At 38.5% G+C, this 14,094-nt stretch carries 14 protein-coding genes; 12 read left to right on the top strand and 2 right to left on the bottom strand.

Annotation, left to right across the window (positions count from 1 at the left end; all coding sequences use genetic code 11):
• The 3 genes from AC1TO6_RS12930 to AC1TO6_RS12920 all read left to right on the top strand — a co-directional run.
• The coding region (locus AC1TO6_RS12930; protein WP_482102012.1) for an aldehyde dehydrogenase family protein at nucleotides 1-405 on the top strand (405 nt) is incomplete at its 5' end.
• 576 nt (nucleotides 406-981) lie between these two features.
• On the top strand, nucleotides 982-2,037 hold the full coding sequence (locus AC1TO6_RS12925) for an SEC-C metal-binding domain-containing protein (protein ID WP_482102011.1): 1,056 nt from the start codon (nucleotides 982-984) through the stop codon (nucleotides 2,035-2,037).
• Between the two features lie 52 nt (nucleotides 2,038-2,089).
• Entirely contained in the window at nucleotides 2,090-2,287 is a 198-nt protein-coding gene (locus AC1TO6_RS12920; protein WP_482102010.1) for a hypothetical protein, read from the top strand.
• A 159-nt stretch (nucleotides 2,288-2,446) separates the two neighbouring features.
• On the opposite strand, the gene AC1TO6_RS12915 is transcribed toward AC1TO6_RS12920, so the two are convergent.
• Nucleotides 2,447-3,253, bottom strand: a complete 807-nt coding sequence (locus AC1TO6_RS12915) for an IclR family transcriptional regulator domain-containing protein (protein ID WP_482102009.1) — start codon at nucleotides 3,251-3,253, stop codon at nucleotides 2,447-2,449.
• 207 nt (nucleotides 3,254-3,460) lie between these two features.
• Here AC1TO6_RS12915 and AC1TO6_RS12910 point away from each other — a divergent pair, with 207 nt between their 5' ends.
• From AC1TO6_RS12910 to psiE, 8 genes are all read left to right on the top strand, one after another.
• Nucleotides 3,461-4,228: a dioxygenase family protein gene (locus AC1TO6_RS12910; RefSeq protein WP_482102008.1), complete on the top strand. Its 768-nt coding sequence runs from the start codon at nucleotides 3,461-3,463 to the stop codon at nucleotides 4,226-4,228.
• A 137-nt stretch (nucleotides 4,229-4,365) separates the two neighbouring features.
• Nucleotides 4,366-5,208 (top strand): alpha/beta fold hydrolase, encoded by an 843-nt coding sequence (locus AC1TO6_RS12905; RefSeq protein WP_482102007.1) that lies wholly within the window; start codon nucleotides 4,366-4,368, stop codon nucleotides 5,206-5,208.
• Nucleotides 5,209-5,222: 14 nt separating this feature from the next.
• Nucleotides 5,223-5,945: a carboxymuconolactone decarboxylase family protein gene (locus tag AC1TO6_RS12900; protein WP_482102006.1), complete on the top strand. Its 723-nt coding sequence runs from the start codon at nucleotides 5,223-5,225 to the stop codon at nucleotides 5,943-5,945.
• A 12-nt stretch (nucleotides 5,946-5,957) separates the two neighbouring features.
• Entirely contained in the window at nucleotides 5,958-6,644 is a 687-nt protein-coding gene (locus tag AC1TO6_RS12895) for a CoA transferase subunit A (RefSeq protein WP_482102005.1), read from the top strand.
• On the top strand, nucleotides 6,641-7,282 hold the full coding sequence (locus tag AC1TO6_RS12890; protein ID WP_482102004.1) for a 3-oxoacid CoA-transferase subunit B: 642 nt from the start codon (nucleotides 6,641-6,643) through the stop codon (nucleotides 7,280-7,282). Before AC1TO6_RS12895 ends, AC1TO6_RS12890 begins: the two co-directional genes overlap by 4 nt.
• A 21-nt stretch (nucleotides 7,283-7,303) precedes the next feature.
• A complete protein-coding gene (locus AC1TO6_RS12885; RefSeq protein ID WP_482102003.1) occupies nucleotides 7,304-8,419 on the top strand; it encodes a muconate cycloisomerase family protein in 1,116 nt (371 codons plus the stop codon).
• Nucleotides 8,420-8,440: 21 nt separating this feature from the next.
• A complete protein-coding gene (locus tag AC1TO6_RS12880; protein ID WP_482102002.1) occupies nucleotides 8,441-9,634 on the top strand; it encodes a thiolase family protein in 1,194 nt (397 codons plus the stop codon).
• A 283-nt stretch (nucleotides 9,635-9,917) separates the two neighbouring features.
• On the top strand, nucleotides 9,918-10,370 hold the full coding sequence (gene psiE, locus AC1TO6_RS12875) for a phosphate-starvation-inducible protein PsiE (RefSeq protein WP_482102001.1): 453 nt from the start codon (nucleotides 9,918-9,920) through the stop codon (nucleotides 10,368-10,370).
• Nucleotides 10,371-10,536: 166 nt separating this feature from the next.
• On the opposite strand, the gene AC1TO6_RS12870 is transcribed toward psiE, so the two are convergent.
• Entirely contained in the window at nucleotides 10,537-12,357 is a 1,821-nt protein-coding gene (locus AC1TO6_RS12870) for a helix-turn-helix domain-containing protein (RefSeq protein ID WP_482102000.1), read from the bottom strand.
• 508 nt (nucleotides 12,358-12,865) lie between these two features.
• Here AC1TO6_RS12870 and AC1TO6_RS12865 point away from each other — a divergent pair.
• Nucleotides 12,866-14,077 (top strand): acyl-CoA dehydrogenase family protein, encoded by a 1,212-nt coding sequence (locus tag AC1TO6_RS12865; protein WP_482101999.1) that lies wholly within the window; start codon nucleotides 12,866-12,868, stop codon nucleotides 14,075-14,077.
• Nucleotides 14,078-14,094 lie beyond the last annotated feature (17 nt).

The raw sequence follows: 14,094 nt of genomic DNA, 5'->3' as shown, positions 1-14,094 counted from the left end.
GCACGCCTTGTAGCAGGCGGCAGCAAAGCGTTTGATAAAGGGTACTATGTGCAACCAACGATTTTTGCAGATGTAGAAGACGATATGACGATTGCGCGTGAGGAAATCTTTGGGCCAGTCCTATCCATTTTTGTATTTGATACGGTGGAAGAAGTGATCCGCCGTGCAAATGATAGTATCTATGGACTCGCTGCAAGTGTCTGGACAGAAAATATCAAAACGGGACATTACGTCGCGAAGAAGTTACAAGCAGGAACAGTCTGGATCAACGACTTCGGTATCGAAATCGAAACGATGCCGTTCGGTGGCTACAAACAATCCGGTATTGGCCGCGAAATGGGTGGAGAGTATGGCTTGGCGAACTACACCGAAGTGAAAAGTGTATTTGTGAATATTAAACAATAATAATATTATGTGTATGACAGCATATCAAGCAATACATTTTAAATATATATCATGAGAACCCCCAGCCAAATTAATAAACTTGGCTAAGGGGTTTTTGTTATATTATTAACTGGAATGTAATTGAGATATGGATTAAGAAAAAATGGTGAAGTTCCCTGTAAAAAACCCGAGTATTTCTTGATTAAAACCTACTACTAGAACCTATAGACAAACGTAAAAAAACACCTCCTGTGTACTAACAGTTTAGAAAAGAACTAAACACAATAAAGCGGGGATATTTTTTGAGAATTGAAAATATCAATATAGATTTCAATGGAATGGACGAAAATGAGAAGTTGTATTAGAAATTCACAATCGATGGAATTCACTTAAATAGGATATGTAACTAGACAATGATAGATACCCTTTGGAAGAAATGTAGAAATATCATTAGTGTCAGCAGTCATTTGTACGTATTTAAAACAAACAAAACAAACAAGAATGCTAACTTAATGCAGAAAGTACCAAATAGATAATATTTTCACACATTTCAATTTTTATTTTTAGGTATAATAGAATAAAAAGGAAGTGTACTAAATGATTGGTCGTAACAATCCCTGCCTATGCGGTAGTGGGAAAAAATATAAAAAATGTTGTGCGTTGAAAAATGAACTTTCCAGTGGGGATCTTATCGAAGAAGAGCTTGATCGGATATTAATCACTTTCTTTTCAACCGAACTGGACGATCGAGCGAATAATGTGGAGTTAGAACGGTATGAAAGAAAGTGGATGAGCAAACTTGGAGGTAGGATGGAACCTAGAAAAATCAAGCAATCGGTTATTGAATATTTTCTGTTCGTGATCCGGCGTGATTTGTGGAATAGGTACTTGGTTAAAGTGCTAAACAGCCCGATCCGTTCTGTGACACGTTTACTGATTGAGTCATGGGAAAATCCATTTGTGCTTTTTGGAAAAGTGATAGACACCCATGAGGACCACTACCTTGTGGATGAAGTACTTGGGCATCAGACTTATCGCATTGCGCTTACGAATGATATGAAAGTTGAAAAGGATCTACTTGTTTTCGGAGTTGTGCTACCAGATAATAGAATGCATGAAAATGGGATCCTAATCTTAGACGGAATGACGTTTATTTATGATAGGAACGGAAGTTTTGCGCACAGTATTGGATCGATGGCGGAAACGAGCGAGGCCGATAACAGTTACGAATTCTTTAAAATGCATATGCTCGATATTTACAAAGCAATTATAGACCGGGAAGTTTCTAACATGGATGATATAGTGGAGAACGAGATGTTTCCAGAACAGCAGGAAGTAATGGTCATTCTTGTGAGCGAATTAAAACGTCACAATGTACCGAATGAATTTCATGAATTTATCAAACTAATTGCCATTACATACATGTTAAAAGAGAAGGTGGTTTTTAGGAAGCCTGAAATTATTGCGGCGGCGGTTTTTAAAACCGCTTATGATCATGGAGCGCTAGGAGATGCATTTTATACGCAGGCAGATATTGCAAAAATGTTCGGTGTTTCCGTCGGTTCAATGAAAAAGCATGCGGAAGCACTTTCCGTTGTATTTACGGAGCTGTCTGAGAGTATGAATGATGATGGGAACACTTCTGCTACTTAGCCATTTCCAATCTTCAAGCTTCTAAGAGGTAACCGGGAATGATGCACCGTATTTGTTCCTGAAATGGATGGTCGAAAGGGATTCAGCTGAAAAAGTAATTGAATCTGAGACACTACTTGAAGCAGTCAATGCGAATCCATTTGTTATCAAACTTATGGATGAGGATGTACCGAAGCTGCCGTACCCAACACGAGATTCGATACTCCCGGGATCGATGGATGAAGCACAGTATATATGGATGTTGTTGTGAAGAATACTAGTTAGAAGTATAGAGGATTGGTTAAATGAAATAAAACACGCTATGCAACCGGGTGTCTGGTTACATAGCGTGTTATTTATTTTAAAATAATGACTTTTAGTCGGAAATACTCTATTGATGCCGTGCGTTTTTGTACAAATTTGAGCCGAATTATAAGTGGGATGAACCATTTGTTGCGTTGATGGCAACGCTGATTTTTTCAGCACTTATTTGCAGTAATGGTAAAAATTTTTCTAACTGTACTTCTTGTGTAACTCGTCCTGCATGTGCCGAACAATTAATGGCCGCGATTACTTTTCCATTTGCGTTTCGTATTGGAACAGCAATCGAGCGAAGCCCTTCTTCCAATTGTTGGTCGACTCCACCCCAACCATTTTTATAAACATCATCTAATATCCCTAGTAATTCTTTTTTATTGATTATCGTTTTGTTTGTATACTTATCCAATTCGATTTCCTCTAGATATTCATTCAACTTGTCTTTCGGTAAGTTCGCTAGAAGGACATGGCCCATGGATGTCGCATATGCCGGTAACCTAGACCCAACATCCAAGTTTATAGACATAATTCTTTTCGTTGACACACGTGCAACGTAAATAATATGGGTTCCATCTAATATAGAAACAGAGCAAGATTCGCCTGTTAGATTTACAAAGTCTCTCATAAAAGGATGTGCAATACTCCAAATGTTATTGGAGGAAAGATATGCATAACCTAGCGAGAGTGTGCGCGCTGTTAGCGAAAATACATTATTATTAGATTCCGCAAAACCTAGATGCTCAAGTGTAAGCAGAATTCTACGTGCTGTCGGTCTACTGAGTCCCGTTATTTTTGAAACGTCACTAATTGTAAGTGATTGGTTGCTCTGTGAAAAAGCTTGTATTACCTGCAATCCTCTATCGAGTGATTGGATGTAGTTACCAGATTGTTTGAACACCTCTAATTCTTCTGTTGACAAACATAATACCCCCTATGTTATGATGTGATTGTACGAATGAAGAAACACTGTACGTCTAGCGTACAACTTTAGTGGCTGTTCTGCAAGCCCTAAAATGCGATATTGTTTTTTACCTCAAGATGAAGGCGTTTACATATCCATTTTAAATCAGTCGTATTATAATCGGTGTAATGAGAAAGACTAACAAAACCTAAGGAGGAAATAAAAATGACAGAAGTATCAAAAAAAAATCCACGCGTATTAGGCGCATATGAAGGTTTCGTTAAACATTTAAAAAACTTTTTAGAGGAACAGCAATTTAATCATGAAGAATATACGAATTTCGTAGAATGGGCAGATCGCCTTGGTAGAAGCGGGGAAATCCCACTATTTCTAGACGTTTTCGTAGAGACGCATGTGTTGGAGGCTAAATACAAGAATTCTCCAGGAACAGAGCCTTCCCTATTAGGACCTTACTATGAAGAAGACTCACCAATGCTTGAAGGTTCAAGTGTTATTATTCCACAAAGAGCTGATGAACCGGGAGATAAACTAACATTTACTGGGAATGTCAGTTCTGTTAATGGACCGATCGGAAAAACAAAAGTAGAGTGGTGGCAGGATGATGCAGATGGATTATATTCAAACTATGATTCAACTGCTCCAGACTTTAACTTGAGAGGGCAATTTTACACGGATGACAATGGGGACTTTGAGGTCAAGGCAATTGTTCCAATCCCTTACCAAATTCCGACGAATGGTCCTACTGGTGAATTTACATTCGCTGCAGGTTATCATGCATACCGTCCGGCACATATCCATATCAAATTCGAACACGAAGGATTTGAAACATTGATCACGCAAGTGTTCTTTGAAGGGGACAAATGGTTGGAAACAGATGTTGCTGGCGGTGTACGTTCATCACTTACAACAGAACTGATTGATAAAGGCGATCACAAAGAAGCTTCTTTAAATTTTGTAATGCGAACTGAATAAGTTACTAATTCTATAGCTGTCGAGGAAATCTTGACAGCTTTTTTATTAGACTTTTACAATAAATCTGATATGATTAATAATATAAGTGTACGCAATGCATAACTTTGTACGCATTACGTACAAAAGGAGAGGTTTAGATGATGGAATTTTACACTGTTAACATTAATGGAAAAGAAATTCAATTAGCTGATTACCCTGGAGAAAAAGGGACGATTATTGCCATTCATGGGTTAACGGGCACGCACAAAAATATGCATTATTATGCAGAAAAGTTTAAAGGTGCGTATCGATTTATAGCAGTGGATTTACGTGGCCGTGGAAATAGTGATGAAATGGATACAGAACCATCAATCTTTAAGCATGCTGAAGATATTTTAGGTTTGATCAAAGAGCTGAAAATCGACAATCCGATTCTTATGGGTTATTCCATGGGCGCTTTTATAGCAGCGATTGTTGCAAGTAAATTAAAATCTACAAGAGCAGTGGTTTTACTAGATGGAGCTGCGAAAGCATCTGAACATCAAAGAGGTATTGTTCAACCTTCTTTAGGAAGACTAAGTAGAGAATATACATCGAAAGAACATTACGTAGAGGAAATTCAAAAAATCTACTCGAACTTAGGCGTCGTTTGGAATGATGTGTTACAAAGTACCGTTGAATACGAAGTAGGACCTGTCGACGACCACTGGGAGAACAAATCAGATGAAGCCCGCATTGTTACTGACTTTGATAGCTTTTATACGTTCGATCCAAAAGAGATTTGTTCACAGATTGAATGTCCAGTATTACTCGTTTATGCAGAAGGTAATATCGGTTCCATGCCGCCCCTGTTTTATTTAACAGACTATGAACAAACTCAGCAATACACGAAAAATATTGAAACGGTTATATCCGATTGTAATCATTACACGATGGTATTTGAAAATCGTGAAGACATCAATGGTCCTATAGAGGGCTTCCTCAACAAACTAGAGAAATAACTGGAGGTATATCGATGAGTAAAGGATTGGCTTATTTTCAACAAGTATACGACGAAGTGCCCGGATGGGTTCAAAAAATGCATGATTATAGCCCGGTAGTACTTGATCACTACACAGGTTTACGCGGTGAAATCATGCAGGATGGCGCGCTATCACGTAAAGAGAAAGATGTATTATTAGCTAGTATGAATGCTGCAAGATTGTATCCACGTTCTATGGGTTACCATACGAAAGGCGCCATCGATTTTGGTTCAACAATCCCTGAATTGGTTGAATATTTTTTAGTTTCATACCTATATGGAGGTACTGATGCATTGAAAGTATCACTCGAGGCCCTCTCTTATGCCCTCGACTTAAAAGGACGTACAGTTGAGCAACCAGCAAAAGAACCTGAAACGATTGAAGAGATTTTCCAAACAATGGTTACTTGGTTAGGTGATGAAGATACTAGCTTCTTACTCGATTCTCTAAACGTTATTCAAAGAAACGACCCGAAGGAAATAGAACAAAAACTTCTTGGTGACGGACATGTTTCGACACGTATGAAGCATTTGAACATGGTTGGTAATTATATTACACAGTTGAGAGGCGAAGAGGCAGTCGTGTGGGTGGATAAAGCACGAGAAGTTGGCGCCTCCGAAGCAGACTTGGCGGATGTCGGCTACATTTGTATTTTAACGGCTGGTATTCCGTCGTGGTTTGAAATTAGTGATTCATTAAAACTAGCGAAGCAATAAGGGGTGGAATAGATGTCGAAAATTATGGATAATATTCAGGATGCTCTTTCCGTTGTGGAAAGTGGAGATACCGTTTTAGTAGGTGGTTTCGGATTAATAGGAGCACCTCTTTCATTAATAGATGGCTTGACTGAAAAAGATGTTAAAGATCTTACGATTGTGAGTAATAACCTTGGTGAGTCAGGCAAAGGGCTTGGTATTTTGTTGAATCAAGACAAGATTAAAAAAGGAATCGGCTCTTATTTTACAAGTAACCGAGATGTGGGTGACAAATACCAAAAAGGGGAGATTGAACTGGAATTACTCCCCCAAGGTACATTAGCCGAGTCTTTACGTGCTGGTGGAGCTGGTCTTGGTGGTTATTATACGACGACTGGCGTTGGAACTGATCTTGCAAAAGGAAAAGAAGAACGCGAAATTGATGGCGTGAAGTATATTCTTGAAAAGGCTATCCGCGCGGACGTAGCACTTATTCGCGCACATAAAGCGGATACTTTAGGGAACCTAGTTTATTATAAAACAGCTCGTAATTTTAACCCACTTATGGCAACAGCTGCAAAAAAAGTAATTGTAGAAGTAGATGAAATTGTAGAACTTGGCGAGTTAAACCCAGAAGAAATCGTGACGCCTTTTCTTTACGTCGACGTAATCATTAAAGCACAACAAGTGTTAACGAAGGATGGAGTGGTTAGTAAATGACTACACAAATGAGTAAAGCGGATATGCAACATTTTATCGCAAAGCGAGTAGCACAGGAGCTAGAAGGGCCATGTGTTGTCAACTTAGGCATCGGAATCCCTACGCTAGTAGCAGAGTACATGGAAGCAGAAGATATTTATTTGCATACTGAAAACGGCTTGCTTGGAGTAACGGATGTTGCAGAGGAAGATGTGGATCCGAATCTTGTGAATGCTGGGAAGTTACCCGTCGGAGAAGCGATAGGCGCTTCCTATTTTAACAGTTCGGATTCGTTTGCCATGATTCGTGGTGGCCATGTGGATGTCGCGATTTTAGGTGCACTTCAAGTCGACCAAACCGGGATTATTGCGAACTGGGCTGTCCCTGGTAAGAATATTATGGGTGTCGGTGGCGCAATGGATTTATTGGTTGGGGCGAAAAAGGTATTTGTGACGATGAGTCATACTTCTAAAGATGGTAGTAGCAAACTGGTAAAAGAATGTACTTATCCGATTACTTCGACAAGAAGTGTCGATATGATTTTCACTGAACTAGCCGTGTTTGAAGTCATCAATAAACAATTAAAGCTGGTAGAACTCATGCCGGGTGTGACAATTGAAGACCTAAAAGAGAATACAGAAGCCGATTTCATCGAGTAAAATATAGAAAGTTGGTTCACAATGAAAATACGTTCTTTTGCTGTTTACATTCTAGATTTACCGACAATACGACCACATCAATTGGCCATGCATACGATTGTTTCACAAACGATAGTCGTCGGCTGTGTTACTGATGAAGAAGGACGTGAAGGCTGGTCCGAAGTGGCAACAATCGGAGGGGCTTCTTACGGGGAGTCGACGCCAGAAGCGATTAAAGCTAATATTGACACGTATATTGCGCCATTAGTGATTGGGAAGAATCCCATTCACTTCGACAAAATTATGCATGAAGTATCGCAACAAGTGCGAGGCAATAATTTCGCTAAAACAGTTGTAGAAGCAGCGATTATTGATTTGGCAGCAAGAAGTAAAGGAATTCCCGCATTTGAATTATTCGGGGGTCAAATTCATACCTCATTGCCCATCGCTTGGACACTTGCTAGCGGGAATACAGAACAAGATATTGAAGAAGCGAAGGAATTTTTACATCAAAAACGCCATAATATTTTCAAATTAAAAATTGGAAAAGGCGATCCGTTTAAAAATGTGGAGCATGTACGTCAAATTAAACAAGCCATTGGAGACGAAGCACGTATCACTGTCGATGTCAATCAAGCATGGGACGAAGATACGGCGAATTATTGCATCGCAGCTTTAGAAGATGGCGGTGTTTCAATGGTAGAACAGCCACTACCAACGTGGAATTATGAAGGTATGTCCAGATTGACTGCTAAATTTAAAGTACCCATTATGGCAGATGAAGCAGCAAATAGCATTCAAGATGTGTTCCAAATATCGAAGCACCGCGCAGGTAATTGTATTGCATTGAAACCTTGTAAAGCAGGTGGATTAACGCAAACGAAGAAAGTTGCGGGAATTGCGGAAGCAGCGGGAATTGGCTTGTATGGTGGAACGATGATTGAGTCGAGCCTTGGTACAGCAATTTGCGCCCAATTATACGCTACTATTCCAGAAATGAAATTCGGTACGGAGATATTCGGTCCTTTATTGTTCAAAGACAATATTACAGTGAATGACATTCAATATGAAAACTTTGAAGTCATTATTCCTACAGGCCCTGGATTTGGTATGGAAATCGATAAAGAAAAAGTGAAACATTATGCGAGAAGCCTTTAAGTAAATTCGGGAGATGATAACATGAAAAATGTAGTAATCGTGGATGCAGTGCGTACAGCTATCGGTAAACTTGGAGGTAGTATCGGCAATGAAACAGTGGATTTCCTCGCTTCCCATGCGATTGAGGAGCTAATTCGTCGAACAGAGTTAGATAAAAGCGCTGTTGGAGAAGTCATTTTAGGGCAAGCAAAACAAAGTTCGGATGCATCGAACCTAGCAAGAGTCGCAATGTTACGTGCTGGCATACCTGTTGAAGTACCTGGCTATACACTTCACCGACAATGTGGTTCTGGTGTACAAGCCGTCAACTCTGCTGCGCAACAAATTCAAACAGGGTTAAGTGACATGATTATTGCCGGCGGAGCGGAATCGATGAGTACTGCTCCTTACTATGTAAATAGTGTGCGATTTGGAACGAAATCAGGAGATGTTACGTTAAAAGACCCGAATACCGCTAGTCAACCAGGGTCTCAGCCTAAAGAAACCTATGGCGATCTAAATATGGGGATTACAGCAGAAAATATCGCAGAGAAATATAACATTTCAAGAGAAGCACAAGATGAATTTGCGTTAAGCAGTCAAGAAAAAACAAAAAATGCAATCGAAAAAGGCCATTTTGAAAAGGAAATTACCCCTTATCCGGTGAAAACGCGCAAAGGTATTATCGAGTTTAAAGTCGACGAGCATCCAAGAGAAACAACTTTGGAAAAGCTAGCCCTTCTTAAACCCGTATTCAAAGAAGGCGGAACAGTCACTGCTGGTAATGCGAGTGGACGTAATGATGGCGCAGCTGCTTTGTTAGTCATGTCCGAAGACGAAGCGTTGAAGCGGGGATACCAACCGAAAGCGCGAATTATTGCGCAAGCTTCTGCTGGATGTGCGCCTGAACTGATGGGCATGGGACCTGTTAATGCAACGTTGAAAGCATTGAAACAAACCAACTTGTCGATGGCAGATTTAGATATAGTGGAGTTAAACGAAGCTTTTGCTGCCCAAGCTATTGCATGTGTGAATGAGTTGGGACTGGATTACAGCAAAGTGAATCCAAACGGCGGAGCCATTGCAATGGGTCATCCAATTGGCGCGACGGGTGCGATTTTACTGACTAAATTAGTACATGAGCTTGAAAGAACGGGCAAGAAATATGGAGTTGTCACTCTTTGTATCGCAGGCGGAATGGGAATTGCTACAATCGTTGAAAACTTGCGCGTTTGATTTGTGAAAAAGTGTGGAGTCGCTTTGTGCGGCTCTTAACAAAGGGATCATCGTGAATGATTGTACTCTCATAAATGTTGATATAATAAATCTTGAAAATCACCTTTCTAGTTGAAGGTGATTTTTTTATGTTGATAGAGGGCAACCAAAGACGTTTTAGTTGAATTTACAGAAACTTTAGAATGTATATCGTTATCCTTTGGTAGTATAAGATGGTGGGTTGTATAAATTGTTCGCTGAATTTTCCGCGTTAATTTGTATAATACTTCAAACAAGTCGGAGGATGATTTATATAGTTAAGTGGAAAAAAGTGCTCAACATTGTTTTTCAAATTATCCCCAAAACTCTCCAAGTCGTATTGAATATTTCCCTCGTTTTCCTGGCGATAATCTTGTCATTTTTATTAATTAAGGAATTAATCATTTTCTGCCATTTGTTGTTTCATAAAGAAACGAATGATTATAAGCTATTCCTAGCCAACATACTTATATTCTTTTTATATTTTGAGTTTATCACGATGATTGTAAAATACTTTAAAGAAGATTATCATTTTCCGATGAGGTATTTTATTTACATCGGGATTACTGCCATGGTAAGACTCATAATTGTTGACCACAATCAAGCACTAGATACTTTGCTGTATTCGCTTGTTATCTTAGTGCTAATCATCGGATACTTCATTATGAATATAACGCCGCATGATCGACCGGAAAGTGAGTGGATTTTCAAAAAGTAAGTGCTGTTGCAACTCAGCCTTTAATAAATTGCCAGAGAAGAAACCCACATATTGGGGAGTATTAATGTCACAATCCACTTATACTCACACTAGTTCAGTAGGTATTAATTTGCTAATTTCCAAATAAAAAGCCTTGCCACGTTACTGAGTGACAAGACTGCTTACATTATATAGTAATTGTACCTTTTGACTTTAAAATATTAATAGCTAAGTAAATAGAAAATAAAGCTTGTGTATCCGTCAAATCATGATTTAAGATTTCGCTAATTTTAGTGAGCCGATAGCGTAAACCACTAATCGACATCGACATTTTCTTTGCTGTATTGTTAATGCTACTGCCATTATCTATATAAGTGTAAAGTGTCTTGATTAAATCGGAGTCTGTATCTATCGCTAGCAGTTTGCCAATATGCTGATTTACAAATCGCTCAATTAGCACTTCATCTTGTATTTGGAACAATACACTTTCAATACCGAGTTCTTTAAAATAAGAGATATTTGACTGTTCGTTTATGGCACGTAGGGCAGCTAACGTTTCATTATATAGTACTGAGATATCCATAAACTTAGAAATTACTGTACTTACGCCTACAAAGAATCTATATTTAGAAAATCGTCGCAAGCAATGTTTTAATAATTGATCGATGAATTTTGATTGAGTTATATTCAAATCTTCAAAAGAAGGGTATTCAATTAGAACAATAACTTTATCAAGCTTATGTGAAACGATTGAATTAATATTGCGCTCATTTAAAAACAAGTTGATATGTCGAATTAACTCTTCATTAAATACAATTTCGTTTTCGGTTTCCTTCACATTACGGTCGAGCGTGAGCATCCAGTAAGTTGTAGAGGAATTGAAACCCAAATAATAAGAGATTTTGTACATTTCATCTTCTGTTAAACGACGCTCTAAAATATCATTTAAAAAACTCCGTTTAATATTCTGCTCTGTGTTTATTTTAATATTTTCATTCAGTAAGATAATCGATGATGTCAATCCTGCTTTTTCTATGATCATATAGTCAAGGTCATTAGGTTCGTCTTGTCCGGTATATAGAAATGAGCAATAGCCCTTTATTTGCTGTTCATAGAAAATGGGCGTGCGTAATAATGAGAGTTCTTCTGAATAGCGCTTAAAAGTAGTTTGTTTTGATATGAACTTCCGTAAATCAAGCGGTTTATCGAGATGACCTGCTTGAACAAGAATTTGATGATTTTCATCTTCGATAAAGGTTGTTAAACCCGTTGTTTCATGTAAAATGTCGACAACCTTTTGAATCCCTTGTTTTGATAGCAATTCTTCAATTAAAAGCTGGTGGATATCATTGGCTTTAGTTAAATGGTCACGCTCGGCTTTTAGCTGCTCTGTAATTTCATCTAGTTCTTTAATGATGCTAGTCCCTTGATAATACCCTAACTCACTCGTGATTTCGTCTCCCCACTTATCAATAGGCATACAAATGCATTTACAATGTTCGTGTCCCATAGCACGACATTCTACTTCTTTTACCAGGATAGGTTGTTGTAAGACTGTTGATAAGTAGCCACTCGTATAGCCGCATAATGTATGACAAACCGGTTCGGTGCCCAAATCGTGTGTTTTTAAATGTTGCTCTGCTTCAAATGTATTAATCCATTCTGCTACCAAATATTCCAGCTGTTCCTTATTCGTACGCATTTCTAGAATTTCTACTTTGTCTAGATAACCATGTAGCATGTGGAAATCAGGACCAGCATTTACTAAATCCCAAACACTATCGTACTTAAATAGTTTTGTTTTTTCCGCATCACTCACACCACAATGCCACCCATAACGTGTAAATATACCTTTTGTTCGATCCTCGCCAATTACCGAAATAAGTTCTTTTTTTAATGCAGTTCTTGCTTCAAAAGGTGTCGTAATCACGCGTTCATAAAATTCTTTTACAACAGTTTCTTTCGGGAAGTCAAACGCATCCTTCAAGTGCATAGGATTAGGTTTCATTATCATTTCACCCCTTGTTTAGATTTTTCGACCTTTTGTTTCAATATGCGTTATTTGCTAGAAGCTAGCGAAACAATAGCCATTACTGATACATGACGAATCAATAAGAGGATGGAAACTCAGTGTTTATACTAGTAAGATACCCATATTTTCTGGATTGCTTGGCGTTTTAAAAATGCATTTAAACGTTTCACACTAAAATTAATAAAAATAGCTACTCTATTTGGAGTCGGAATATTAGAAAAGTAAGCGATTGCATCTCATATAGCCTTACCAACATATCACAATATAAAGGAGAATGAAAATAGATTCATTTGAAAACCCTTTCAATACAGTCTTTTTGAACATTGTGAAGACTCAATTAGTACATAAAGTTCGAATACACAGTAAACTTCCACACTTTAGATAGCTATATTAAAGAATATACAGAGAATATAATAATAACTAGTTAGACAGAGTTAGTTGCAAAAAATGATTGCGCTTACAACAATCAAAAGGAGGAATTAAATTGTCGATTAGTACTTTAGAGGTTCAGCGAAAAACAGCTAATAGAGAAGAGTGGCTTCAAAAAGCGAAAGAGGTTGGAGAGTTAGCTGAAAAGCATGCCTTACAAGCAGATAATGATGCACAATTGCCAGATATCGTCATTGAAAAAATAAAAGAAGCAGGATTTCAAAAGCTTCAGAGACCAAAAGAATATGGAGGTCAAGATTTAGATTTTCATACCTTTGGCGATATCATTCGAACAATAGCCAACCATAATGTTTCAGCTGCATGGATAACTTATTTCGCAATTATTCATGATACGTGGCCAGCATTCTTACCAAAAGAAAGCCGAGAAGAAATATACGAAAGTAAAGCTTTACTAGCTGATGTTTTTGCACCGGTTGGAAAAGTCACAGATGATCCGGACGGAAAAGGATACCGAATCAGTGGTCATTGGAATTTCTGTAGCGGCGTATTATGGAGTGATTGGATTGCTTTAGGCGCAGTTCACAAAATGAGAGATGGCTCTGAACCGGAGCTTGGCTTGTATATCGTCCATAAAAAAGATACAGAAATCATTAAAAACTGGGATCCGATTGGATTACGTGGGACAGGCAGTAATGCAGTTAAAGTAGATGATATATATGTCCCCGCAGATAAAGTTTTCCAAATCAAAAGAGTAGCTGAAGGTGCCACTGCACCAGATGGCAACTATGATAAAGACTATCAACTATTCAATGTTCCTTATTTAGCATATTTCCTTTCGGGATTCCAACATGTTGCAATTGGTGGTTTGGAACGCCTCGTCCGCGACTTTAAAGTAAAGACAGAGGGACGCGTTCGTGTTTATAACAATAATGCAAGCGAAAAAGACGGAGGCAGCGCCCAGCGTACGCTTGGAGAAATTACCATACAGTTAACAGCCTTAAAAGCTGTAGCTAAGCAATATATGGATCAATTAACTTATTATCAGGAAAATGGTATTCGGACGTTAGATGAAGAAGAGCGTGCACAGCTGTTCGCGATGCGTGCGTATATTGCAAAAGGATCAACTGAAGCGGCAACCCGTATTTTAACAATACTTGGTGGTAATTCAATCTATAAAGATCAGCATTCAGAAAGATTCGTTCGTGACATACTTGCAGTTGCTGCACACCCATCACATCTATATGAAGACGCAATGGTAGGGTATGGGAAATCGATTCTTGGATTTAACGGACATCCAATGTGGTGAATTAGCAATCTTATTAA

The organism is Sporosarcina sp. Y352 (assembly GCF_056786535.1).
The sequence above is the reverse complement of the archived record's forward strand: the minus strand, read 5'-3'. Positions and strand labels throughout refer to the sequence as shown.

Excerpts from the sequence above, each read along its gene's own strand:
- AC1TO6_RS12895 (WP_482102005.1), top strand. The coding sequence starts at position 5,958 with ATGTCGAAAATTATGGATAATATTCAGGATGCTCTTTCCGTTGTGGAA.
- AC1TO6_RS12885 (WP_482102003.1), top strand. The coding sequence starts at position 7,304 with ATGAAAATACGTTCTTTTGCTGTTTACATTCTAGATTTACCGACAATA.
- AC1TO6_RS12890 (WP_482102004.1), top strand. The coding sequence starts at position 6,641 with ATGACTACACAAATGAGTAAAGCGGATATGCAACATTTTATCGCAAAG.
- AC1TO6_RS12880 (WP_482102002.1), top strand. The coding sequence starts at position 8,441 with ATGAAAAATGTAGTAATCGTGGATGCAGTGCGTACAGCTATCGGTAAA.
- AC1TO6_RS12925 (WP_482102011.1), top strand. The coding sequence starts at position 982 with ATGATTGGTCGTAACAATCCCTGCCTATGCGGTAGTGGGAAAAAATAT.
- psiE (WP_482102001.1), top strand. The coding sequence starts at position 9,918 with ATGATTTATATAGTTAAGTGGAAAAAAGTGCTCAACATTGTTTTTCAA.
- AC1TO6_RS12870 (WP_482102000.1), bottom strand. The coding sequence starts at position 12,357 with ATGAAACCTAATCCTATGCACTTGAAGGATGCGTTTGACTTCCCGAAA.
- AC1TO6_RS12910 (WP_482102008.1), top strand. The coding sequence starts at position 3,461 with ATGACAGAAGTATCAAAAAAAAATCCACGCGTATTAGGCGCATATGAA.
- AC1TO6_RS12905 (WP_482102007.1), top strand. The coding sequence starts at position 4,366 with ATGATGGAATTTTACACTGTTAACATTAATGGAAAAGAAATTCAATTA.
- AC1TO6_RS12900 (WP_482102006.1), top strand. The coding sequence starts at position 5,223 with ATGAGTAAAGGATTGGCTTATTTTCAACAAGTATACGACGAAGTGCCC.